Annotated in this window: 18 protein-coding genes and 4 tRNA genes; 7 read left to right on the top strand and 15 right to left on the bottom strand. The window is 42.5% G+C overall.

What is annotated here, in order from left to right; translation table 11 throughout:
* Positions 1–10 precede the first annotated feature (10 nt).
* From rimI to ACP69U_RS03390, 11 genes are all read right to left on the bottom strand, one after another.
* On the bottom strand, positions 11–505 hold the full coding sequence (rimI, locus tag ACP69U_RS03440) for a ribosomal protein S18-alanine N-acetyltransferase (RefSeq protein WP_426137817.1): 495 nt from the start codon (positions 503–505) through the stop codon (positions 11–13).
* Between the two features lie 175 nt (positions 506–680).
* Entirely contained in the window at positions 681–1,871 is a 1,191-nt protein-coding gene (gene tuf, locus ACP69U_RS03435; protein ID WP_198333485.1) for an elongation factor Tu, read from the bottom strand.
* A gap of 490 nt (positions 1,872–2,361) precedes the next feature.
* Positions 2,362–2,436 (bottom strand) — tRNA-Thr (locus ACP69U_RS03430).
* A gap of 119 nt (positions 2,437–2,555) precedes the next feature.
* Positions 2,556–2,629: transfer RNA gene (locus ACP69U_RS03425), tRNA-Gly, on the bottom strand.
* A gap of 83 nt (positions 2,630–2,712) precedes the next feature.
* Positions 2,713–2,796: transfer RNA gene (locus ACP69U_RS03420), tRNA-Tyr, on the bottom strand.
* A 67-nt stretch (positions 2,797–2,863) separates the two neighbouring features.
* A tRNA-Thr gene (locus ACP69U_RS03415) sits at positions 2,864–2,939 on the bottom strand.
* Positions 2,940–3,120: 181 nt separating this feature from the next.
* A complete protein-coding gene (trpE, locus tag ACP69U_RS03410) occupies positions 3,121–4,617 on the bottom strand; it encodes an anthranilate synthase component I (RefSeq protein WP_426137816.1) in 1,497 nt (498 codons plus the stop codon).
* Positions 4,618–4,830: 213 nt separating this feature from the next.
* Positions 4,831–6,006, bottom strand: coding sequence for an FHA domain-containing protein (locus tag ACP69U_RS03405; RefSeq protein WP_426137815.1), 1,176 nt, complete (start codon positions 6,004–6,006; stop codon positions 4,831–4,833).
* Between the two features lie 123 nt (positions 6,007–6,129).
* Positions 6,130–6,984, bottom strand: a complete 855-nt coding sequence (locus ACP69U_RS03400) for an RsiV family protein (RefSeq protein ID WP_426137814.1) — start codon at positions 6,982–6,984, stop codon at positions 6,130–6,132.
* Between the two features lie 213 nt (positions 6,985–7,197).
* The gene (locus ACP69U_RS03395; protein WP_045453786.1) at positions 7,198–8,793 is read right to left on the bottom strand and encodes a peptide chain release factor 3; all 1,596 of its coding nucleotides are present in this window, start codon (positions 8,791–8,793) and stop codon (positions 7,198–7,200) included.
* A gap of 188 nt (positions 8,794–8,981) precedes the next feature.
* Complete coding sequence (locus ACP69U_RS03390) at positions 8,982–9,905, bottom strand: hypothetical protein (protein WP_426137813.1); 924 nt, start codon at positions 9,903–9,905, stop codon at positions 8,982–8,984.
* Positions 9,906–10,184: 279 nt separating this feature from the next.
* Here ACP69U_RS03390 and ACP69U_RS03385 point away from each other — a divergent pair, with 279 nt between their 5' ends.
* From ACP69U_RS03385 to ACP69U_RS03375, 3 genes are all read left to right on the top strand, one after another.
* The gene (locus tag ACP69U_RS03385) at positions 10,185–10,598 is read left to right on the top strand and encodes an organic hydroperoxide resistance protein (protein ID WP_201540944.1); all 414 of its coding nucleotides are present in this window, start codon (positions 10,185–10,187) and stop codon (positions 10,596–10,598) included.
* Between the two features lie 197 nt (positions 10,599–10,795).
* A complete protein-coding gene (gene polA, locus ACP69U_RS03380; RefSeq protein ID WP_426137812.1) occupies positions 10,796–13,786 on the top strand; it encodes a DNA polymerase I in 2,991 nt (996 codons plus the stop codon).
* A 122-nt stretch (positions 13,787–13,908) separates the two neighbouring features.
* Positions 13,909–14,700, top strand: a complete 792-nt coding sequence (locus tag ACP69U_RS03375) for a WG repeat-containing protein (RefSeq protein WP_426137811.1) — start codon at positions 13,909–13,911, stop codon at positions 14,698–14,700.
* Between the two features lie 37 nt (positions 14,701–14,737).
* On the opposite strand, the gene ACP69U_RS03370 is transcribed toward ACP69U_RS03375, so the two are convergent.
* Positions 14,738–15,514 carry a hypothetical protein gene (locus ACP69U_RS03370; RefSeq protein WP_372861999.1) on the bottom strand — a complete coding sequence of 259 codons (777 nt, stop codon included), beginning with the start codon at positions 15,512–15,514 and terminating at the stop codon, positions 14,738–14,740.
* Positions 15,515–15,606: 92 nt separating this feature from the next.
* Between ACP69U_RS03370 and ACP69U_RS03365 the strand changes: the two genes are divergently transcribed.
* From ACP69U_RS03365 to ACP69U_RS03355, 3 genes are all read left to right on the top strand, one after another.
* Positions 15,607–16,767, top strand: coding sequence for a hypothetical protein (locus tag ACP69U_RS03365; protein ID WP_426137810.1), 1,161 nt, complete (start codon positions 15,607–15,609; stop codon positions 16,765–16,767).
* A gap of 251 nt (positions 16,768–17,018) precedes the next feature.
* Positions 17,019–17,567, top strand: coding sequence for a hypothetical protein (locus ACP69U_RS03360; RefSeq protein ID WP_426137809.1), 549 nt, complete (start codon positions 17,019–17,021; stop codon positions 17,565–17,567).
* 294 nt (positions 17,568–17,861) lie between these two features.
* On the top strand, positions 17,862–18,647 hold the full coding sequence (locus tag ACP69U_RS03355; RefSeq protein WP_426137808.1) for an SDR family NAD(P)-dependent oxidoreductase: 786 nt from the start codon (positions 17,862–17,864) through the stop codon (positions 18,645–18,647).
* A gap of 65 nt (positions 18,648–18,712) precedes the next feature.
* Here ACP69U_RS03355 and ACP69U_RS03350 read toward each other — a convergent pair whose 3' ends face one another.
* Entirely contained in the window at positions 18,713–20,014 is a 1,302-nt protein-coding gene (locus ACP69U_RS03350; protein ID WP_426137807.1) for a right-handed parallel beta-helix repeat-containing protein, read from the bottom strand.
* A 209-nt stretch (positions 20,015–20,223) separates the two neighbouring features.
* On the opposite strand from ACP69U_RS03350, the gene ACP69U_RS03345 reads away from it, so the two are divergent.
* Positions 20,224–20,556: a hypothetical protein gene (locus ACP69U_RS03345; protein ID WP_426137806.1), complete on the top strand. Its 333-nt coding sequence runs from the start codon at positions 20,224–20,226 to the stop codon at positions 20,554–20,556.
* Positions 20,557–20,674: 118 nt separating this feature from the next.
* Here the strand turns inward: ACP69U_RS03345 and ACP69U_RS03340 are convergent, their stop codons facing one another.
* Both ACP69U_RS03340 and hemH read right to left on the bottom strand, forming a co-directional pair.
* A complete protein-coding gene (locus ACP69U_RS03340; RefSeq protein WP_314885925.1) occupies positions 20,675–21,514 on the bottom strand; it encodes a BPSS1780 family membrane protein in 840 nt (279 codons plus the stop codon).
* Positions 21,515–21,741: 227 nt separating this feature from the next.
* Positions 21,742–22,761 (bottom strand): ferrochelatase, encoded by a 1,020-nt coding sequence (gene hemH / locus ACP69U_RS03335; RefSeq protein WP_314885924.1) that lies wholly within the window; start codon positions 22,759–22,761, stop codon positions 21,742–21,744.
* Positions 22,762–22,983 lie beyond the last annotated feature (222 nt).

Genomic DNA, 22,983 nt, shown 5'->3' with positions numbered 1-22,983 from the left:
ATACCCTTCATTATTCTCGGACGTACAGGCGCTGCATAATCAGGGCATCAATAGCTGGTTGATGTGGAGTTTGGTAATACCCTTTACGCTTATGAATTAGAGCAAATTCTTGCTGCTCATATAAGGCTATCGCAGGCGTATTATCTGCGCGCACCTCTAATAAAAGGCTCTCCACCTGATGCGTTCTCAATTCTGTATTCAATCTGGCAAAAATTTGTGAGGCAATACCTTGGCGTTGATAATCAGGATGGGTGCCAATACGTAAAATCTCCGCTTGTTCAAAAATCACTTGATATAGACAATAGCCTGTCACAGTATTGTTAATACTATTGTTTTTTTGCTCATAAACGATCAGCAGATGCATGCTATCTTGTTTGAGTAATTCCACCAATGTCTGAAAACCCCAAGCATCTTGCGGTTGAACGATGGCTTCAATATCCGCTACTGCTTGCAGCACTTGCTCAAAATCTGCACTTTGGGTTGATAAAATCTTTATCATCAACATTATGTATCCTCTTATTATTTATACAAACCCAAATACAATAGCACTTACTTTATCTCAAATATTTATCATTACTATATTGAATATGCAACTATCTATTTTGCGTCCAAAAAAAAGCCACCCTATTTAGGATGGCTTTTTATGACTAACTCATAAGCTCATTGCTGAGACTTAGAGATTAGTTCAATACGTTAGCAACAACACCAGCGCCTACAGTACGGCCGCCTTCACGAATTGCAAAGCGAAGACCTTTGTCCATAGCGATTGGGTGGATAAGCTCTACGCCCATCTCAACGTTATCACCAGGCATTACCATTTCAGTACCGTCTTGTAATTGGATTGCACCAGTTACGTCAGTAGTACGGAAGTAGAACTGTGGACGATAGCCGTTTAGGAATGGTGTGTGACGACCACCCTCTTCTTTTGACAATACATATACTTCTGCGTCAAATTTGGTGTGAGGAGTGATTGAACCTGGCTTAGCTAGTACTTGGCCACGTTGTACGTCTTCACGCTTAGTACCACGTAGTAGTACGCCACAGTTTTCGCCTGCACGACCTTCGTCAAGCAGTTTACGGAACATCTCTACACCAGTACAGGTGGTTTTTTGAGTGTCACGGATACCAACGATTTCGATTTCGTCACCAACTTTAACGATACCAGATTCAACACGGCCAGTTACAACAGTACCACGACCTGAGATTGAGAATACGTCTTCGATTGGCATTAGGAATGCTTTGTCGATGTCACGCTCTGGCTCTGGGATGTAGGTGTCAAGAACGTTTAGTAGTTCTACTACGGCTGGTTGGCCGTATTTTTCTTGTGAGCCTTTTAGGGCTTCAGTCGCTGAACCTTTGATGATTGGGGTGTCGTCGCCTGGGAAGTCATAGTCGTTCAATAATTCACGAACTTCCATTTCTACTAGCTCAAGCAATTCTTCGTCATCAACAGCATCACATTTGTTCATGAATACGACGATGTACGGTACGCCAACCTGACGTGAAAGCAGGATGTGCTCACGAGTTTGTGGCATTGGGCCGTCAGTTGCAGATACAACTAGGATGGCGCCGTCCATTTGGGCTGCACCGGTGATCATGTTTTTAACATAATCGGCGTGACCTGGGCAATCAACGTGGGCGTAGTGACGTGTTGGGGTGTCATATTCTACGTGTGAGGTGTTGATGGTGATGCCACGTGCTTTTTCTTCTGGGGCTGAGTCAATAGACGCGTAGTCTTTGGCTTCGCCACCTGAGGTGATTGCAGCTACGGTTGCGATTGCAGCGGTTAGGGTTGTTTTACCGTGGTCAACGTGTCCGATTGTACCGACGTTGACGTGTGGCTTTACGCGTTCAAACTTGGCCTTTGCCATGGGTATTTCCTCTTTTTTTGGTGAATCTTTATCAATCAAAGATCGGTGAATAGCTGTTTGACGGCTCATGATGCTTACAGAACCATCAAACCGTTGACGCTATGGCTTATTTACTAAAACTGTTTAATCATTTTACAACTGTAAATATGCTCAAATCATGCGTTTCAATGTCGCGCATATAGATTTAAGCATTATACGTGTTTTTTAATCTATTGAACATCGCAAGCTAGTATAACTTACCGCCGTTACCCTACTTTATCTTAGTGTAAATCCTTAATAATAAAGCCTGCCCAAGCCAGATAGTGCGCTGAGACATTTATCAATAGATTAACAGCTCGATAAATTGGCAGCACTAAAAGGCAACACCTCAGTGTCACCTTTAAATTTTACTTGCCACACTATATTTATAATTTTCAATATTTATAATTTCGATATCGATGCAACGCTGTTTAAAAATAGCAAAGCAAACACCAGAGATTTAAACAATAAATGGAGCTCATATTGAGAATTGAACTCAAGACCTCTCCCTTACCAAGGGAGTGCTCTACCGCTGAGCTATATGAGCATGTTTTTAATAACCACAAAAAATAACTTATGGATTTACTAAAAAAAATATCACGATACAGCAATACTAAAACTGACTGTCGTGATGATTTATTGATAATCTTTGCGATGTTGTATATATGGAGCGGGTGGCGGGAATCGAACCCGCGTCATTAGCTTGGAAGGCTAAGGTGTTACCATTATACCACACCCGCAATTACTCTTATTCAAGAAGACTCTAATCGAGAGTCATTAAGTATAAAGAGTATGCTTGGCGCTATGACAAACTTAAAAAATATGGTGGTGGGAGAAGGATTCGAACCTTCGAAGCTTTCGCGACAGATTTACAGTCTGTTGGGTTTGACCGCTCCCCAATCCCACCTTAGTTTGCTTTAAACAAAAATGACTTTAGCTTAAGACAGATTCATAAAAAGCTACTTTAAGAGAGATGGTGCCGACTGCCGGGATCGAACTGGCGACCTACTGATTACAAGTCAGTTGCTCTACCAACTGAGCTAAGTCGGCTTGTTCTCTTAAAGTGGTGGCTATTCTATCAAATTTTTTGAAAGACGCAAGCTCTTTTTTGCCTTTTTTATGATTATTTCAATAAAAAAATATAACTGATTGATTGTAATGATGTTTTTTAATTAAAAAATAGGCGGTTTTTCCACAATAACCGCATACTGTGTTTTTATGACTGGAGCCCCTAGCGAATCCGTAAACCATTACACGCCATTTTTACCGCTTTGACCAACGCCAATGCTTTTTTGTTGGTCTCTTCCCACTCTGCTTCTGGAATAGAATCAGCAACAACCCCAGCGCCCGCTTGGATATGAATTTTACCACGGCGCATCACAGCAGTACGAATAGCAATGGCGGTATCCATGTTGCCATGCCAGCCTAGATAACCCACTGCGCCACCAAAGACGGTTCGACGGACTGGCTCTATCTCGTCAATGATTTGCATGGCGCGTATTTTGGGCGCACCTGATAGCGTACCAGCGGGGAACGTCGCACAAAAAACATCCAACGCATCCTTATTGGGCAATATCGTCCCTTCAACATTAGAAGCAATGTGCATCACTTGCGAATAACGCTCGACAAACATCTTTTCGGTGACTTTGACACTGCCATATTCACAAACGCGGCCAATATCATTACGACCCAAATCGATAAGCATCAAGTGCTCGGCGATCTCTTTTTTATCACTCAGCAGCTCTTCTTCAAGCGCTAAATCTTCCGCTTCATTTTGTCCGCGTCTACGAGTACCCGCCAATGGTCGTACCGTCACTTTGCCATTTTCGATACGTGATAATATCTCAGGGGATGCTCCAATAATGTCGAAACGCTTGTGATCATCGAGGGTATAACCATGCACCAGAAACAGATAAGGCGATGGATTTAAGAATCGTAGGGCACGATAAACTGCTAATGAGTCGCCAGTATAATCGGCTGTCAAACGCTGCGCAGGAACGACTTGCATGACATCGCCTGCTAAAATGTAATCCTTTATTTTATTGACATCATGACAATATTTCTGCGCGCCTGTTTGTGAGGTAAATGTCGGCGTCGGCATTACGGGTGCGCTCAGATTTGGCATTTCTGCCAGTTTTTCTTCAATTTTTTCTAGCTCGCGGATGGCATTGCTATAGCCATCTTCAGTGTGACAATCAGCATAGACGATGATAGATAACGTATTTTCTAAACTGTCAAAAACAATCACGCTCATTGACAGCATCAGCCACATATCCGGCATTGTCATCGGATTGGGGGCGTCTGACAAACCCACGCTTGGCTCGATAACCCTCACCATGTCATAGCCAAAGTAACCTACTAAGCCGCCGCTAAAGCTCGGTAGCGTTGCAATATCCTCGACTGTTGGCATCTTATATTGCGCCATTAGCTGACGGATATAGTCAAACGGCTCAGCGACTGCATCGACATCGGTGTGGTCATTTTTTTTGACGGTCATATTACCATCGGCATACTGCAAAATGAGATCACTACCTAAACCAATCATCGAATATCGAGCCCAACGCTCCCCGCCTACGACAGACTCAAATAAATATGCAGAGCCGTTTAAATCACGTACTTTAGAAAATACAGATACTGGTGTCTGTGCATCCATTAGACGTTTTTTTATCAGTGGAGCATGACTAAAGCCACGGTCTTTAAAAGCTTGATATTCTTCAAAGTTCATCATAATAATGCTCTCTTAACAAAATATTGGCAAAAGATAAAACAGCAGACTGTTAAATAAAATATAGCGTCAACACTCTATTGAATGTTGACGCTATCAAAGTGGCATATTCGTAAGGGTTGCTAGACTATTAGCCGATAGTAGCTAACAATGGGCTAATAATTATACCAAAGCCGCTTGGATTAGAGCATCTCAAACGCACTGGTCAGTACTTAGTTACGCACCGCCCATGTTAAATAACCACAATGCTAACGCAATAATGATGATGGCAATAAACACCCAAATAAACCAACCACCGCTTGGTTTTTTCTCTGCCTGTCCTGCATTGGCTGGATTGCTGATAGTCTGATCCATCGCATTATTACCTTCTGTCCCAACATCACGAGATTGACCTAGATTGGCAGTGCCAGAAAATTGTGCGGTTGCCGCCTGCTTAGCTCGTAGAATGTCGGGATCTGCTTCTTCTTGTAGAGCAGTTTTAGTCGTTTTGTCATGCTCTGATTCAACTGCTGGCTTTTCATGTACAGCTGACTGCTCTACTAATGACGTATCATGAGCAGGTGCTGTCGGTGCTGTCGGTGCCGCCTCTGTCGCTGTGACGGCTTCTGGCTGACTTACAGCAGGTTGTGCATCTATTACAGTTGCAGCGGGGACTGGTGCCGCTTCAGTTGTGTTAGACACGGTATTATCTATAGCCGTTAGGACTTCATCGATGCCCGTTTGTTTCACAATCGGCTCCTGAATCGGCTCCTGTAAGACTGGTTCAACTGTTTCATTAACACTGGTCTCAGCTACCGCTACTGAGTCTGCTACTCTATCCGAGGCTGTATCAACAGGTACTGTCTTCAAATCAGCTGTCACAGGCAGAATATCTTCGACGCCCGTTTGCTTAACAATCGGCTCTTTTACTACTGATTCATGAATAACAGGTTCACTCACCGTCGAGTCTTCGACAGCCTGTGTTTCGGCAGTCGTTTCAGCAACCACTGTCTCAGTCTTAGCCACTGAATCCTGTACTGCTACGGGCGCTAATACATCAGTATCTGTGGCAGCAAGTGGCGCGTTTACCTGAAAGCTGAAACTGGCAAATCCAATGGTATCATTTACCTGTAAAAGGCTCGATGTATTACCTTCGATACGCTGCTCGTTGATAAAGGTACCGTTCGATGAGTCTAAATCTTTGACATACAATCGACCATCTAAGATGCTTAACACCGCATGATTACGCGATACTTGCTTGCTACCAAGTACCACGTCATTGTCGCTGCCACGACCAACAGACAGGCTGTCATTGACCGTCAACGTTAGGTCACCAAGCGCTTCTGTTAAGGCATTAAGTTGCCAAGTCTCTGTGTCGACTGTCGCCTTCATACTATCTGTATTGTTCGTCATGCGGTAACTCCTTATTCTTTTATTAAATTTCAAATGGTTTTAGATAAATCATTGCCAATTTTTTAAGAGATTTTACGATTTTTTTAATATAAACCGTAATAAGTTATGCAATGACTATCTGAACTATTTAGGTATAAAGTGCGGCTTTATGACACCGTCGAGCTTACTGTACGGAATACTAAGTACCGGCATACCATAAGCATATGCGCCGATAGCATAATGCTGATAACGGATATCGATGCCTTTGTCTGTCAGTGTCACATTGTCACTTAAGGTAAATGGCCAGTTTTTCTCATAACTGCTGACATCGTCGTCAACCGTTTTGACCCACGTTTTATAAGCATCATAAGCAAGCGCTTTAAAACGTGATTCCTTGCCTGATTGAAGCATATCCTCAAGCGTGATTTGTTTTTTGGTGCCAAGGTCAAATATTAAGTATTCGCTATAAGGCATGCCATGAGCGCCACCAGTAAAGACATAAGTATTGATTTCAAACAGCTCAAAATCACTGACATGACCTAAATACTCAGGCGTTACCATTAAGCTATAAGCCCATGAACTGCCCTCTGGCATATCTATGAACTGTGAGCTGGCAAAGTCATCAATGGCGGCTTTCACCATTGTCTGATTGGCGTTCGTTTTGATAGGCACAGATTCAGTCGGTTTACTATTGACGACTAAATGATTAATACGCGCATTGGCGATATCATTGATCCAACCGTGATTGGTCTTCAGATATTTGATGTCAATCTCTGGACAGTTATCGCGCTCAACACACTGTGCTTGCACTTTTTTAGGCAGCTCATATTCTAGATAATCCGTGCTACTGATGAGATTACCTGCATTGGCAGGCATCGCGATGCTACCTAGCAGTAAACTGCCGGCAAGCAGTCTCAGCAGACGACTACGACTTGCTGTCATCGATAAATGCGGATTCATTGTTGGCTTATTGATATCAATTTGATTCGCAGCGTTCATATATCCTCTTTTATAAACATAAGATGTTACTTGATATTCTACCGTAACAATTACGATGTATTGTAGGAACACTGTTTGTGTTTTTAGGGTTTTGCTGTCTCCTGCTAACGAATAGCTACCTACCCTCTCTCGTTTAATGCCTAAATCTAAGCTAATAAAAAAGACACGGCTGGCGTGTCTTAAAAGATAAACTAACTCGTGAAACGATGGATTTTAATGCTCACGAGTATTACTAAAAGTGACTTCTGGATAGCGATCTTGCATCAGCTGCAAGTTGACCCGTGATGGGGCAAGATACGTTAAATAACCACCGCCATCTAGCGACAACTGGTCATGGGCTTTGCGTTTGAATTTCGCCAATGCCACTTCATCATCACAATGAATCCAGCGTACGGTGGCAATCGATACCGGCTCAAAGATACACTGTACTTTGTACTCCTCTTTGAGACGATGCGCGACCACTTCAAACTGTAGTACACCAACCGCACCCAAGATTAAATCGTTGTTAATCTGCGGCATAAAGACCTGTGTCGCGCCCTCTTCGCTTAGCTGCTGTAGTCCTTTTTGCAAGGCTTTCGATTTGAGCGGATCTTTTAGAATGACACGGCGGAACAATTCAGGCGCGAAATGCGGAATACCCGTAAAGTTCAGCTCTTCGCCTTCGGTAAAACTGTCACCGATAGAGATGGTGCCGTGATTATGTAAACCGATGATATCACCCGGATAAGCTTCTTCTAACGCTTCTCGGTCCCCTGCCAAAAAGGTCAGTGCATCGGCAATACGCACGTCTTTACCCAAACGTACATGCTTTAGCTTCATTCCTTTTTCATACTTGCCTGAACACACGCGTAAGAAGGCAATGCGATCACGATGGCGTGGGTCCATATTGGCCTGAATTTTAAAGACAAAACCACTAAAATCTGTTTCTGTTGCTGCTACTTCACGCTCATTGGTCGGATGCGACTTGGGTGGCGGCGCATATTTGATCAAGGTATCAAGTACCATATTTACGCCAAAGTTGCCCAATGCTGTACCGAACAATACTGGCGTCATCTCGCCCGCTAAGAACGCCTCAACGCTAAATTCTTCTAACGCCATTTGTACCAGCTCAAGTGACTCTTCGAAAGCATCAAACATCAATTGACCCAAACGCTCACGAATATCTGGATAATCATAGCCCGCGCGGGTCTCAGAGACTGTCATCTTGCCGCCATTACCTTTTTCATAAAGGTAGGTCTTATTTTCGGTCAGATGGTAGACACCAACGAAATCTTGTCCCATACCAATCGGCCAAGTCACTGGAATACATTTAATTTTTAACACTGCCTCAATCTCACTAAGCAGCTCAAGCGGCTCACGAATTTGACGATCTAGCTTGTTGACAAATGAGATGATTGGCGTGTCGCGCATGCGGCAGACTTCCATCAGCTTGATGGTTCGCTCTTCGACCCCTTTAGCCCCATCGACCATCATCAACGCGCTATCCACAGCGGTTAAGGTACGATAGGTATCTTCACTAAAATCGGCGTGACCCGGTGTATCCAATAGATTGACCACATGGTCTTGATAAGGAAACTGCATGACAGAAGTGGTGATCGAGATACCACGCTCTTGCTCCATACTCATCCAATCTGATGTCGCATGTCGATCGGTCTTACGGCCTTTGACCTCGCCTACTACCTGAATTGCCTGACCCCATAACAGTAACTTTTCAGTCATGGTGGTCTTACCTGCATCGGGATGCGAGATAATGGCGAAAGTACGGCGTTTAGCCACTTCTTTGTTTAATTTCTTTGGATCTACGCTCATAATTTTTGGCTTCAACCTTAACTTCAAAAAGGCTGTCTTTTAGACAGTAATCTAACTAAATAGAATAAATAATGAGCGTATTGTAGCGGATTTAGCGTCAAGGTGCAGAATTAGCGCATAAAAAAACACTCCCTAGATAGTCAAATAGAGAGTGTTGGTCAGTTTTTTAACATGATAAGTTTTTATGATTAATAGTAACGTTTGATTTGTGCGGCCAAGAAATCTCCTGCGACTTCATTGACTATCGTACAATCCACCACACCGCGAAGACTGTTAGTATTCGGATTCATCACACCTTTGGCAACATAATTTGCTTCATAAATAGCATTTTTATCATTCGTGCCATCGTTATATTCGACACCATTGTACTGATAAGCAGGCTGATTTCGGTATTCAGAGAACGTCACTTGTGCCGCTTTTTGCTTATTGCCTATGCCTACACCAAACTCAGAAGTTCTATAGCCTCTATCATCGCTAAAGCGGTTTTCAGCTGCATCAATCCACTTATCGAGCGATGTATATCCCGTCTTGTTTTTGTCGTTAAAGGCTAAAAACGAGCGTTCGCTCTCGACTACTGGAATATAGCAAACAGAGCCTATCGGAAACTCTGCATTGGCTGGAATCTTAGGATAATTATTTAAGTCGGTGAGAATACCGCGACTGTTATTTATGTTTGTACCAGCGCTATAACTGTTTGCCTGCAAGCCTGATAAGTTGAGCGTCTTATAATTGGTTTCGTAGTCTAGCTTGTTATTACTGTTTTTTTCATAAATAGGACGTTTGACAATGCGGTTATCAACTTCAATGTTTTTGTTTTCCAGTCGTCCTTCAAAATTGTCTGCCAATACCGTTCTGTCCAAAGTATTCAAACCTTGATTACTATAATTATTAACGATATTTTTTATCTTGATTTCACGCTCACCAGTACGGTAGGTCTCATCGATGCGTGCAATAGCGCTATCTTTCGCTTGCTTATCATAGCTATTGTCAAAGCTGGTCAGCGTAATCTTATTACTACCCGAACCATAAATACCATCATCCTCCCCGCCGCAGCCAGCAAGAGTAAATGTTAGCAAAGAAAGTGCAATAGGTAACACCATTGATTTATTCATCGAATAAGACCTTTATTGGTTAGATTTTTTATCATCTATTTTAATAACTTTATTTTTTACAGCTATATTCCTATATTACATTAATACTTCTGTTACTTATAGCGATTAAGCTTTTCCTGCGATAGTTAAATGCAGCTAAAGATTCTACTAACAGTTCACTTACAAATCCACAGTATATACTTACGACTGACCTATATTGCTCATGCACTGGTTTGTTATGCTGAATCCCCTATCAAAATTTAATGCTTAAACATAAAAACTCACAACAAAGGATATGTTATGAAAACACTATATTCCACCAAAGCAACAGTTACTGGCGGTCGTACAGGTAATGCCAGTCTGCAAGACAGTGATTTGACGATTAATATGGTCGCACCCGGCTCTGATAAAGACGGTAATAATCCAGAACAGTTATTTGCGATGGGCTATGCCGCTTGCTTTGATGGCGCACTTGCTGCGGTCAAAGGGGAAGAAAAAGCAAAATTTGACTCTACCACTGAAGTATCCGTAGATTTAATGAAAGGTGAAGGCTTAGATTTTCAATTAGCCGTGAAAATTCATGTCACTGCTGAAAACACAGAGCTATCAGCGGATGAATTCCAAAAGCTGGTCGAAAAAGCCAATAAAGTTTGCCCATATTCTAAAGCGACTCACGGTAATATCGATAGTGAAGTGACTTCAGAAGTGAGATAGATTTTTAACAATAACAATGTCGGCTTTATCTATAAGAGAACTCAGTGAATACTGGGTTCTTTTTTTATGAGCGTCTGTCAGCAGTAGAAATATCATAACTATCGAGAAGTTCGGCAAGGTCTGATTTTATCGTTATAATGGAAGCATCGTTTTATCTGATATTGACTCTATCTGATACCTAATAATAAGTGACCTTTATGACCGACCATATGACCGACTCCTCCGTAGACAATAACCACAACTCGCATCAAGCGCTTGACCCTAAAGCCTTACCAAATTTTGATACCATGCCCAACGTAGCGACTATGGACACAAGTCACGTGGACAAAAATCAGCCACCTTTTATTTTGGTTGATGGCTCTTATTATCTGTTTCGCACGTATCACGCCTTGCCAAAAACCATGCAAAACTCGCAAGGGCTGATAACGAATGCCATCCGTGGCACGCTCAATGCGCTACTAAAACTGATGCGTCGATATCATCCGACGCACATGGCGGTCTGTTTTGATACCAAGTCCCCGACTTTTCGCCATCATATGTCTGCTGATTATAAGGCGGCGCGTCCACCCATCGACATAGAGCTGGTGGAGCAAATTCCTTATATCCATCGCTTGGTAACCGCATTAGGCATTCCACTGTTACGCATCGAAGGTGCAGAAGCAGATGACATTATCGGCACACTGGCGCACCGTGCGGTTGAGCAAGGTCATCATGTGGTCATCTCAACCGGCGATAAAGACATGATGCAACTGGTCAATGACTGCGTCATATTGGAAGACAGCTTTACGGGTAAAGTAACGGACACCCAAGCGGTCATCGAAAAATTCGGTATTAATCCAAACCAAATGATTGATTTTTTGACCTTAATGGGTGATGCCTCTGACGGTATTAAAGGCGTGCCCGGTATCGGCAAAAAAACCGCCAAAGACTTACTCGTTGAGTACGGCGATATCGACAATATGTTAAAGCACATCGGTTTTATTAAAGGACGCGGCGCTAAAGGCTTGATTGAGCATGCAGAGGAAATTCCATTCAATGCCAAACTGGCCACTATCGTCACAGACTTAGATATCGGTCAAGACTGGAATGATTTGAAAATCGATACCAATCCTTGTGCCCATATAGATGAATTGCGCGAGCTGTATAGCGAGCTTGAGTTTAGAAATGAGCTTGCTTCTCTTGACCACCCAAACCATCCAGCCAATGCTAATGGGAACGGCGCACAAAGTGTTGCAAGTAGCCAAGCAGATGCTGAATCACAAGCGCAAATCGCTAAATCGCTACAATCAAGCAGTATTGAGAATGTCCAAAACGGTAAACAGCATGATAGAGCGTGGCACACTGTGCTCGACGAACCAGCTTTTGAGAGTCTAGTCGAATTATTAGAGTCTGCGCCGCACTTTGTCATTGATACCGAAACCACTAGCGTCCATTGGCGTCAAGCACAAATCGTCGGTTTGTCTTTTGCGGTACAAGCGCATGAAGCCTATTACATACCACTGACACATGCGCTAGAGGGTGACGAGCTGACGGCTAAACAGCTCGACCGTGATACCGTTTTAACACGTCTAAAACCTATTTTAGAAAACCCAAATATCGGTAAAATCGGTCAGCATTTAAAGTACGACGCCCATATTCTCAGCCATTATGATATCGATTTATTGGGTAGCATTCATGCTCGTCCCAATAATTGGGCGATGGATACCATGCTTGCCAGCTACGTGATTAATGCCGCTATCACTCGTCATGGTATGGATGATTTAGCACGCCATTACCTACAAACCCAAACCATCAGCTATGAAGACGTCGCTGGCAAAGGCGCTAAGCAAGTCACCTTTGACCAAGTCGCCATCGATATTGCTAGCGACTATGCTTGTGAAGATGCTGACATTACTTATCAGCTATTTGAGGTGTTCAGCGTTGAGCTAGCGAACGATGCCAATAATGCCAAATTGCTACACGAGCTAGAGATTCCAACGGCGGAGATACTCTGCCAGATGGAAGCAAACGGAATTTTAATCAAACGCCCATTTTTAAATGAGCTATCAAAGCGCTTCGATGAAGAAATCGTCGCGCTAGAAAAACGCGCTTATGAAGTGGCAGGAGAAGAGTTTAACCTCGGCTCACCGAAGCAGCTTGGTGAGATGCTATTTGAAAAACTCGGCGTTCCGGGTGGCAAAAAGACCAAATCAGGTCAATACTCTACTGGTGAAGCCGTACTGTCAAAAATCGATCATCCATTGGTCGATATTACCTTAGAATATCGTGGTCTATCTAAGCTCAAAAGCACTTATACCGATGCGCTTGATAGTGTCGCAGATTCTGAGACTGATCGCGTACATACCAGCTATCATCAAGCATTGACCAGTACTGGGCGTTTGTCTTCGACTGATCCCAATTTACAAAATATTCCGATTCGTACCGCGACTGGTCGCTTGATTCGTCAGGCCTTTATCGCACCAGAAGGCCGTGTGATTCTCGCAGCCGATTACTCACAAATTGAATTGCGTTTAATGGCGCACTTTTCAGGAGACAAAACCCTCACGAATGCCTTTAACGAAGGGTTAGACATTCACGCTGCCACTGCCGCCGAAGTGCTTGGGAAAGATGTCGCAGACATCACGCCAACTGAACGCCGTAATGCCAAAGCCATTAACTTTGGACTGCTGTACGGTATGAGTGCCTTTGGACTTGCCAAGCAATTACAAATGAGCCGTAATGAAGCGCAAGACTATATCGACATGTATTTTGATCGCTATCCGGGTGTCAAAAACTATATGATCAATACTCGTTCTAGCGCTCACGAGCAAGGCTATGTCGAGACGATATTGGGTCGTAAGCTCTACACACCTGATATCACTCATAGCAACCGTATGGTCAAGCAAGGCGCTGAACGTGCTGCGATTAATGCGCCACTCCAAGGCTCAGCGGCAGATTTAATTAAGCTGGCTATGATTGCCGTCGATAAAGTACTGCCAAAAGCACAAGTCAAAATGCTACTACAAGTCCATGATGAATTGGTGTTTGAAGTGGATAGTGACAAGGTAGATGAAATCAGCCAGTTGATTACTGATGCCATGCAAGATGTCTTAATGACCACTGCCGTTGAAAAAGGCTGGAACGTGGACTTTGCTGTGCCGTTATTGGTTGAGACGGGTGCTGGTGAGAATTGGGATGAGGCACATTAAGCATTTTTGTAGAATAAAACAGCTCAAGACCTAACGTTTTTATTTTATAGGATATGGGCTGTTCTTTAGATTGCCCATATCATACCCAATCGATAGTATCTAATTCGTAGGAGCTGACGTTGATGACTAAGGATTCCGTTATCAAACAATTATTGACCACACTCATCCTAGCTTTTAGCTTGTCTTTAAGTAATTACGCAATAGCATGCGGATTATTGCCAGGATATAAGTTGTCGAAGGGAGTAAGTTGGGGTGAGCTATGTGACTTTAATGAAGGTTTAGCAAGTGCTCAGAAAGATGGGAAATATGGTTTTATTGATAAACAAGCCAATATCATCGTTCCATTCAGTTATAACTTTACTGCTGAGTTTTCTGATGGACTCGCCATCGTTAAAAAAAATGAACATCATGGATACATCAACAAAAAAAACCAAGTTATTATTCCGATAATATATGATGATGTCAGACCTTTTTCTGAAGGTAAGGCGGCTGTTGAGTACGAGGGTAAATGGGGTGTTATTAATGATACTGGCGAACTTACTATTCCATATCAGTTTGACGAAATCAGGTATTTCTCAGAAGGACTAGCACCTGTAAGAAAGGATGAACTGTGGGGTTATATTGATAGCAGTGGAAAGACTGTTGTACCCTTAAACTATCTGAATGCTGATTCATTTCATAATGGCTTGGCAGTCGTGGCAAAAGAGAATGGTTATGGCATGATAAATAAAGATAATAAAATAATCGTCCCTACGGAGTATGACATGCCTATTTTCATTGATAATTATTACATAGATACTTTTAAGTTTTTGAAAGGCAATAATTTTTATTATTTTGATTCAAATGGTGATCGCTTAGCTGTTAGCAGCTATCTTGACACGATGCCTGAAGTGATACTCGATAGACAAAGATAAATACAGTAACCGCTAAAGATAATAAGAATTTTTCATCTTAACTTTTATCATCTGGCAAGTTAAACATCTGTGTCTGCTCGTTGAACTCTACAATAAAGCTATCTGTACCTTTATCCAGACTAGAGGGTATTGGCTCGTAGTTGTTATCATAAAGACCGTGTTCGTAATTGACAGTGACTTTTAAGGGATAAAAGCCTTGAGTCATAACCCCACCTGTATTGATACTAACATCACTTTCAGCTTCACCATATGACGGTTTACTCATAAGCTCATACGAATAATCTAAATCCAATCTTGCCACTTCTTCGACTTTACCACTTGTCATAGCAGCGTACATACTCCAAGAACAATTGGTTTGACCACCTGCACCGGAGCCACAAAACTTACCTACCCAACCGTACCTATCAGCACCCACTTCTCTTAAATCAAAATCTATCAGCTGACTTCTACCCGCTCCGCCATTTTTTATATAAGGACTGCTTGCAGAGACGACCCAAGAATTGCCTAATTTATAAAGTATAAATAAACCGCCAAGTCCTGGTGTCACTCGTGCACCATCTTCCACCGTATCACCAGAAACCAATACATATAAAGTATCTACTCCCTCGATGTTTTTAAATTCATAATGCTTAGGAGCGAGGCAATAGGTTTCTGAGCCGTCATCATATAAGGTACAACCACGCAACTTATCATAGCTTGAACTGTAATAAACACTCATAATTTTTTCAACAGCTTGCCTAGCATCAAGAGATATTTCAGCATGTGCTGAAGGCAAGACCATCAGAAACAAGCTTACAATGATTAAAACTTTCATATAATAGCGCCTCTATATGTATGTGCCTAACGACCTATGGCATAATACTTTTGTTTGTCCTTTTTAGCTACCCAAAGTAATTGAAGCTCTCCATGATTAAACCAGCAAATCTCAACACCATTACCCTTTACACACTTGCCAGCTTAAGTTTATGCACGCAGGTATGGGCGGATACTACGCCCACCACAGAACCGAAAGTCGAACCGCTAAAATCTGACACGGCTTCGTTATCTCATGATGCTAACTCTAATCGAGATGAAAACCTCAATCAATTTGGCTATCTACCTCAACCTACCGAAACATCTACCGAGCAGTCTGCTCCATCAGTACAAGGAGCACAAAATTGGACGGACGAACGCCGTGAAGATGTCCAAGAGCAGCTGCATGAATGGGCACACAAAATGGACGGTTGGTTCGGCGAACCGGATCCCAAAAAACCCGCCAAAGCCAGTTTACGAGTTGTACTAGATACCCGCTGGGTCAACGATCCACAATCAGGCAGTGACGTGAGCGTTGAACCTAGGATTCGCGGCCGCTTACGATTGCCAGTGTTAGAAAAAAGATTGAGCCTGATTATCGGTGATGAGGATTTGGATGAAGATACTTTCTTAAAACAGAATGTGACGGGCGATACTTACCAAGCAAATACTAGTAACCAAGACGGACTCCTCAACAGGAGAAAAACGCGAGAAGACAATGGTTCTATCGCCCTTCGTTGGTCACGTTTTAGTCATGAAGTTGAGCAGCAGTTAGGGGTCAAAACAGATATCGATGTCGGGGTTCGCTCGCTCGATGACTTATACGTAAAAATGAGCGTCGATAAAGACTGGTATGACAACAAAAAATGGACTGTCACTAGTGATAGTTACTATCGTTATGGACTCGATAGTGAGCACTATGCAAAAGGCGGGCTAAATCTACAATATGGCACAAATGCTGACCGGTTCATCAATAATCGCACCGCCATCCGTTATCGCAATCGAGACAATGAAGAAAGCACAGACTGGAGCAACGACCTCAGACAAGTACACTACTTGGGCAATGAAAAACAGTTGGCTTATGGTGTCTCTACTGGCGGTTACTTTGATCGTGATAAATCAACATTAAACAGCTATGGCCCTGCTATAAGCTACCGCCAACCTGTCTGGCGAGAGTGGCTTTATGTACAAACAGAGCTAAATTATTATAATGATAAAACAGCAAATAAGGACCACTATCCGTCGGCATTATTGCGGATGGAAGCGTTATTTTAACCCTGCCATCTATTGAATTGGTTATATCCTCATGGGTATACATAGCCAATAGCAATGCGCACAACAAAGAGCATTTGTTTGCTTTTGTTAACAATGACATATGACTCATTAGTTATATTAAATAACGTTATAGCGCTGACATTGGCGTTATAATAGCGGCTTATTGCGTTACCTGTAATTAAATTAATTTCGTTCTAAAGTGAGCCTTTGTGCTCACTTTTTTTATTTTAAAAAATCAGGAGGTTTTTATTTTGAGTTCAGATGGTATCATCGAAATCCCTGGCATTATTATTTTATTCGCCTGTCTGCTACGTTGCGTGCAGTATTTACTACAGAGCTCTGCCACAAATACATTGAAACAGATTCGAGCTTTTTGGTTGGCAGCGGTGCTAGTATTCTTTGCTGTGATACGTCGTGAGTTAAATTATCTACCAGACTTATTGGTTCCCACTGACTTTGTGTTGTTCAGCCATTCTTATGACTGGTGGGAAGACCTCGTCCTGACCATCGTTTATGTGCTGATCGTTGGTTTATTGGCTTATTCATGGCGTTATCTTTGGGCAATATTAAAAAAAGTACCCGTTTCTTTGTATTTTAGCGTCGCTTCCTTGGCATTATTAGAATATATGGGCGAAAACGCCATTATGATTCCCGAAGCTTTTGGTGTCATTACAGAAGAGCTATCAGAGACTGCTATTTATGGCATTGCCTTGATTTATTTGTGGTGCTTAAACTTAGACGAGTACGACTGTCAAGCAGAAGAGACGAGCGAGCTGCATTGTCAAACGGCTTCACACTAACGCAGAGTGTCTCTGCTAACAGTGATAACTACTCGTTATATTAATTACCATGCGCTCTACATCAATAGTTATACTCTCTAGCAAAATACATTTAGACGAATTTGTTATACTATAGTCGGTTCAATTTAAAAATAGTACAAGGCAACCGAGTGTAGATGTATATTTAATACTTCAAGCGAGGCTAACGCAGTAATATTATTATAGTGGAATGACTATAATAATAAGTCCGAGGGATAAGCATCCTAATATACGACCTCGATTTACTCATGATTAATAACGATTAAGTCTCTTATTATGAATATATTGATTACAGGCGCATCACGTGGTATCGGCTTGGCCACCGCCAAAAAACTGGCGGAAAAAGGTCATCATATTGGGTTATTTGCGACCAATACTGCGACACTTGAAAGCGCCATTAAAGACAAATCTTTTAAGAAAGCCGTCAAACAACAACGTATTATTATAGGTCAACTGGATGTCACCCAGCCTGCCTCGTGGGACCATGCTATCAAGAAAATGATTGAACATTTCGGTGGTATTGATGCACTCATTAATAATGCTGGGGTGCTGGTCAGTGGCGCATTGCCAACGACCAACTTGGATGAGCAATTGGCTTTAATTGACGTCAACTGTAAAGGTGTTTTGATTGGCTGTCATAAACTGGCGCCTTATCTGGCTGATAGCAAAGACGGCAAAATTATCAATGTGTCCTCTGCTTCTGCTATCTATGGTCAACCCGAAGTTGCGACTTATGCGGCCAGTAAGTTTTTTGTGCGAGGTCTCACAGAAGGCCTTAATATTGAGTACGAAAAATTGGGTATCAAGGTTATCGATGTGATGCCGCTGTGGGTCAAATCTGACATGACTGCCGATATCGAAGTGACCAGTATGGATCGCTTGGGCATCCATCTAACGGTCAACGATGTCGCCAAAACATTGTGTAAATTGACGACCAGCCCCAATCGTAAACTCAAAAGTACGCATTACTCTGTGGGCATGCCAGCAAAACTCTTTCAAGCAGTCTCGCAAGTCACGCCAGATTCTGTAATCCGCTGGGTCAATACCAAGGTTGGTGCTTAATAGCAACATCACCTATTCGTTATACTGTTATTAACCGGTAACGCTTATTTAATATAAAACCACATTTACGGCTGCTCAATATGAGTGGCCGTTTTGCTTGCCTCACGAATTTTTATGGCTTGCTCAGCAGTCTTATCAATGAAAATATTGTTTTTAATAACGGTATTTTTTATTGCCCCTGCCGCACTTTCTTCTCGAATCTCAGAACCAACGCTAATCGGTAAATTCACATCAGCAGCGAATTGATTACCAGCTATTAGCGTGCCATCATCCTCTACGATAATGCCCTGCTCGACTTGCTCAAATCGATTATCGATAATTTGATTGGCTTTCGCACTGTCTAAATGATAGCTAGCAAATGACGTTTGTTTCAGTAAATAAGCACCGCATTCAAAACCTTTTAGATTACGCGACTGTCTTGACGCCAACCAAACCCCGACTGGCTCGTCGTTAAAAGTATTGCCACGAATCATATTGTCACGGCTCGACTCGGTACGCTTAAAATGATTGCCCCGCGTACTGTCATCGGCATGCTCAAAGCAATTGCGATACAGCAATATACTGCCTGCCCCATTATGGATAAATTGATTGTTTTCGATACGGTTATTGCTCGACGAATCCACGGCAATGGCCTCACGATTGGGCTTAAAGGTACGGAAACCATTACCGACAAACACTGAATTTTTAATCACATTATCACGACTGCCAAATTCCAGATATAACCCAACGGTGCCTGCATTTTGAATACGTACTTTATCAAAGCTCACGCCATGCACATGATCACCGACGAACATGCCACTATTGATACTGTTTTGACTACTCACATTAATCACACGAATATCGCTTGGTGCAAGCGCACGATTGGCAGCAGGGTCTATCAAGCCGCGCGCATAACGCTGGTTGGGCTGGCTATATTGGCGAATATGTAGCGCATGACCATAGCCATCCACATGACAATTGGCAACGGTAATATCTTCGATAGCGCTATCTGTTTTGGGCTTAATCATAATTGCGCTGGCCGTTGACGCATCATCAGCGCGAGTACTGAGTAGTGCGCCCTGACAGTCGAGAGAGCTGTGCGAATCATTCAACTCAAAGCGTATCGACTTGGCTGTTAAATCACAGCTTGCACTGAGTATGCTGTGACCTTTTACCTTAACTATTTGCTTCGGCGTTAATTGTGCGCAGTCTATGGCTGTCGTGGCTTTTGGCAGTTTGGCATCGATAATTAACGGCTGTTTTAAATCAGCATTATCCAAGCTGCTATGGGCGCTGCTACCAGAAAAAGGTACACCTTCACAAGCCGTCAAACCTATTGTGGCACTGATTAAGGATATTGTGACGAACAACCTACTACTTGATACCATCGTATATTTCCTATTTTTATGTCTATCCTGTGCTTGTCTTACATTTAACTGTCTTACATTTAACTGTCTTACATTTTTTTAACATCCTGTGACACCTTACTACTATCGGCAAACATCATAACGCGTCACAATGTTTTTAATAAATAAATCTTAATAAATAAAATCAGTCATATCTATTAATAATAACTATCGATAATAAGGAAACCATGATGGACCATTCAAAAAGCCCATTACCAGAAGCCATGGATCACATTGAAGGTGATACGGACGTCAATAATAACAGCCAAGAAATTGATTTGGCTGACCCTATGTTGCATACCATTGATAATGATGATGTGATTGACAATAGCGCAGGATTCGACAACTCGCAAGCCGGCAGTGATGCGATTCAAGGGCTGACACCCATGCATCATCAAAATATAGACGAATCGCGAATCGATGAAGTATTAGTGGACGATAATTTGGATGACAGCGATTATCCAGATATTATCGATATCGCTGATAGAGACGCGGCGGAACGTAGCAATGATGACGATTTTTAACCACGCTCTTTCATGATAAAAAAGCTTTGGCACAATAAAAAAGCACGCTCGATATAACGGGCGTGCTTTGTTATTGTGCTTACATTATTTCTGATATCAGGGTCTGTTAAGCAACCAACTATATCGCTGACAATGGCTGATCTGTCCAAACGTCTCGGTAACTGGTGTAATAAGTGATCACCCCTATAGGGAGTAGCACCAACAAACCCAGTCCCAACGTAAATATGACCGCAAGTAACATTATTATCGGGCCAATCAGACCAAATATAGTAAATGGGGCGATATTTTTCATGCAGCCTCTTAGGCTCATTTTCATCGCTGTGGTCGGTTTTATATTATGTAACACCACCAACACTGGTGAAAACCAAATGGCCATAATAATAGGAATCATCGCTAGCATCGCCACCAGAAAAATCAGCAATAGTATAATAACCAGACCACTAACAGACCCATCAGCATTTGCTATATTAGCAAAACCACCCATTAGCCCAACAAATAGTGCAGAAACAATACCTAAAGGGACAATGACTGCAAATATAGCCAGCAGATACAGCATAAACAAAATGACTAACGGTACAAAATGGGTACTAAAGGCGGCAAACAGATAATCAAACCTAAGCTCCCGACCTGTCGCTTGCGCGTGAGCCCCCATAATAATGCCACCGATAAAGACGAAAGTAATAAAAGAGAAAAAGAAGCTAACAAACGGGATGATACTACCCAGCATTAATATAACGAAATAGACCACGCCTATTCCTATCCATAATAATGGCTGGTCTTTGAATAATAGGTAAGCCTTCGTCAGCCAACTAACGCCCCATCCTGCTTGACAAGTACGAGGCTCTGCCAATAACTGCGGTAAAGGCTGACCATAGTGGTCAGTGGGAGGCAAATCTGGTGGCAGGCTATTGGGCTTCTGTAGAGATATGGGTTGGGGCGAACTGCTAGAGATGGACATCTTAATCCTCAAGGATAAAGTAAAAATTTTGCCTTAGTTTTACATATTGATGAAAAAAATCCCAACTTTATTTCATTAAATTTAATATAGTCAAAATATTCTAAAAACGCGACGGTATTGCTGATGTATCGATATTACTTTTCGCTGACTATAAATTAAAATCATTTAGTCAAAAAAATACCGAACATGATGTCCGGTATTTTTTTATAACTTACAAATTCAATTAATCAAGCCCAACCATCTAGCGTTCCCGCCCAGCCTTTGACCAATGGCGCACTAAGCGCTTCGAGCAAATCAATGTGCGCCTCATCCAAGTTCAATGCGGGAATATAGTGATATTCTTGTCCACCCGCGTGGAGAAAGTTTTCACGATTTTCGATGGCCAGCTCTTCTAGCGTTTCCAGACAATCAGCAGAAAAAGCCGGACTAATGACTTGTACCGAGCGCACACCTGACTTGCCCCACTCTTCTAATACCACGTCGGTATAGGGCTTGACCCATTCTTGCTTGCCAAAGCGTGACTGAAAACTGATAATCCATTCGTCATCCTTTAGACCAAGCGCCTGAGCCACTTGTGCAGCGGTACATTTACAACGCTTAGGATAGGGATCACCTTTATCAGCATAAGGCTGTGGGATACCATGGAAGCTAAACATCAGCTTGTCAGGCTTGCCATGCTCTGCTTGAAATCGGCGAATCGAATCAGCCAATGCTTGAATGTACAGCGGATGCGCAAAGTAATCTTTGACAATAGTATAGTTCGGCAAATTGCGCTGCTTGAGCGTCCATTTAGTCAGTGCATCATAAACAGCACCACCAGAGGAAGCAGAATACTGTGGAAATAATGGCAAGATAACAAAGTGATCAACGCCTTCACCGCGCAAGGTATCCATCACATCAGGCAAACCAGGATTGCCATAGCTCATCGCCGGATGGACAGAAACCCGAAATGGCGCGGCACTATTTGCAAGCCGTGGTTCCAATAGCTCCACTTGGCTCTTTAGTATCTTACGAATCGGTGAGTCGCCTTCCCAAATACTGGCATAGGCTTTTGCCACACGTTTAGGGCGGCTTGGCAATACAAATAAATTGAGAATAATCGCCCACAAGAATTTCGGAATCTCGATGACACGGGGGTCAGACAAAAACTGTTTTAAGTAACGACGTACGGCAGGCGCTGTTGGCTCATCTGGCGTACCTAAGTTCACTAATAGGACGGCAATACGGGGAGGCAGTTCAGGTTTCATAGCAGCACTATTTTATTATTAGGTTAATTAAAGAAGAATATGCGATAAAAGATTATTAAGTCATGATTGATTAAATGCTTTATTAGTGTAGCATTTTATCCATTAATAACGCATGGTAAAAGCACCCTTATACAATTTGATACTTAGTTGCTATTTATTGATAGTCATCAATCATTGATTCACCCCAACCCTTCTCTGCCTACCACCCATCGTCCCTAAAAA

The organism is Psychrobacter sp. TWR1-1-1 (genome assembly GCF_049895865.1).
Lineage (GTDB): Bacteria > Pseudomonadota > Gammaproteobacteria > Pseudomonadales > Moraxellaceae > Psychrobacter > Psychrobacter immobilis_A.
Note: the sequence above shows the minus strand (reverse complement) of the source record. Positions and strands in the feature narration are given on the sequence as shown.

Coding starts and splice junctions, on each gene's coding strand:
- rimI (WP_426137817.1), bottom strand. CDS start 505: ATGTTGATGATAAAGATTTTATCAACCCAAAGTGCAGATTTTGAGCAA.
- tuf (WP_198333485.1), bottom strand. CDS start 1,871: ATGGCAAAGGCCAAGTTTGAACGCGTAAAGCCACACGTCAACGTCGGT.
- trpE (WP_426137816.1), bottom strand. CDS start 4,617: ATGATGAACTTTGAAGAATATCAAGCTTTTAAAGACCGTGGCTTTAGT.
- ACP69U_RS03405 (WP_426137815.1), bottom strand. CDS start 6,006: ATGACGAACAATACAGATAGTATGAAGGCGACAGTCGACACAGAGACT.
- ACP69U_RS03400 (WP_426137814.1), bottom strand. CDS start 6,984: ATGAACGCTGCGAATCAAATTGATATCAATAAGCCAACAATGAATCCG.
- ACP69U_RS03395 (WP_045453786.1), bottom strand. CDS start 8,793: ATGAGCGTAGATCCAAAGAAATTAAACAAAGAAGTGGCTAAACGCCGT.
- ACP69U_RS03390 (WP_426137813.1), bottom strand. CDS start 9,905: ATGAATAAATCAATGGTGTTACCTATTGCACTTTCTTTGCTAACATTT.
- ACP69U_RS03385 (WP_201540944.1), top strand. CDS start 10,185: ATGAAAACACTATATTCCACCAAAGCAACAGTTACTGGCGGTCGTACA.
- polA (WP_426137812.1), top strand. CDS start 10,796: ATGACCGACCATATGACCGACTCCTCCGTAGACAATAACCACAACTCG.
- ACP69U_RS03375 (WP_426137811.1), top strand. CDS start 13,909: ATGACTAAGGATTCCGTTATCAAACAATTATTGACCACACTCATCCTA.
- ACP69U_RS03370 (WP_372861999.1), bottom strand. CDS start 15,514: ATGAAAGTTTTAATCATTGTAAGCTTGTTTCTGATGGTCTTGCCTTCA.
- ACP69U_RS03365 (WP_426137810.1), top strand. CDS start 15,607: ATGATTAAACCAGCAAATCTCAACACCATTACCCTTTACACACTTGCC.
- ACP69U_RS03355 (WP_426137808.1), top strand. CDS start 17,862: ATGAATATATTGATTACAGGCGCATCACGTGGTATCGGCTTGGCCACC.
- ACP69U_RS03350 (WP_426137807.1), bottom strand. CDS start 20,014: ATGGTATCAAGTAGTAGGTTGTTCGTCACAATATCCTTAATCAGTGCC.
- ACP69U_RS03345 (WP_426137806.1), top strand. CDS start 20,224: ATGGACCATTCAAAAAGCCCATTACCAGAAGCCATGGATCACATTGAA.
- ACP69U_RS03340 (WP_314885925.1), bottom strand. CDS start 21,514: ATGTCCATCTCTAGCAGTTCGCCCCAACCCATATCTCTACAGAAGCCC.
- hemH (WP_314885924.1), bottom strand. CDS start 22,761: ATGAAACCTGAACTGCCTCCCCGTATTGCCGTCCTATTAGTGAACTTA.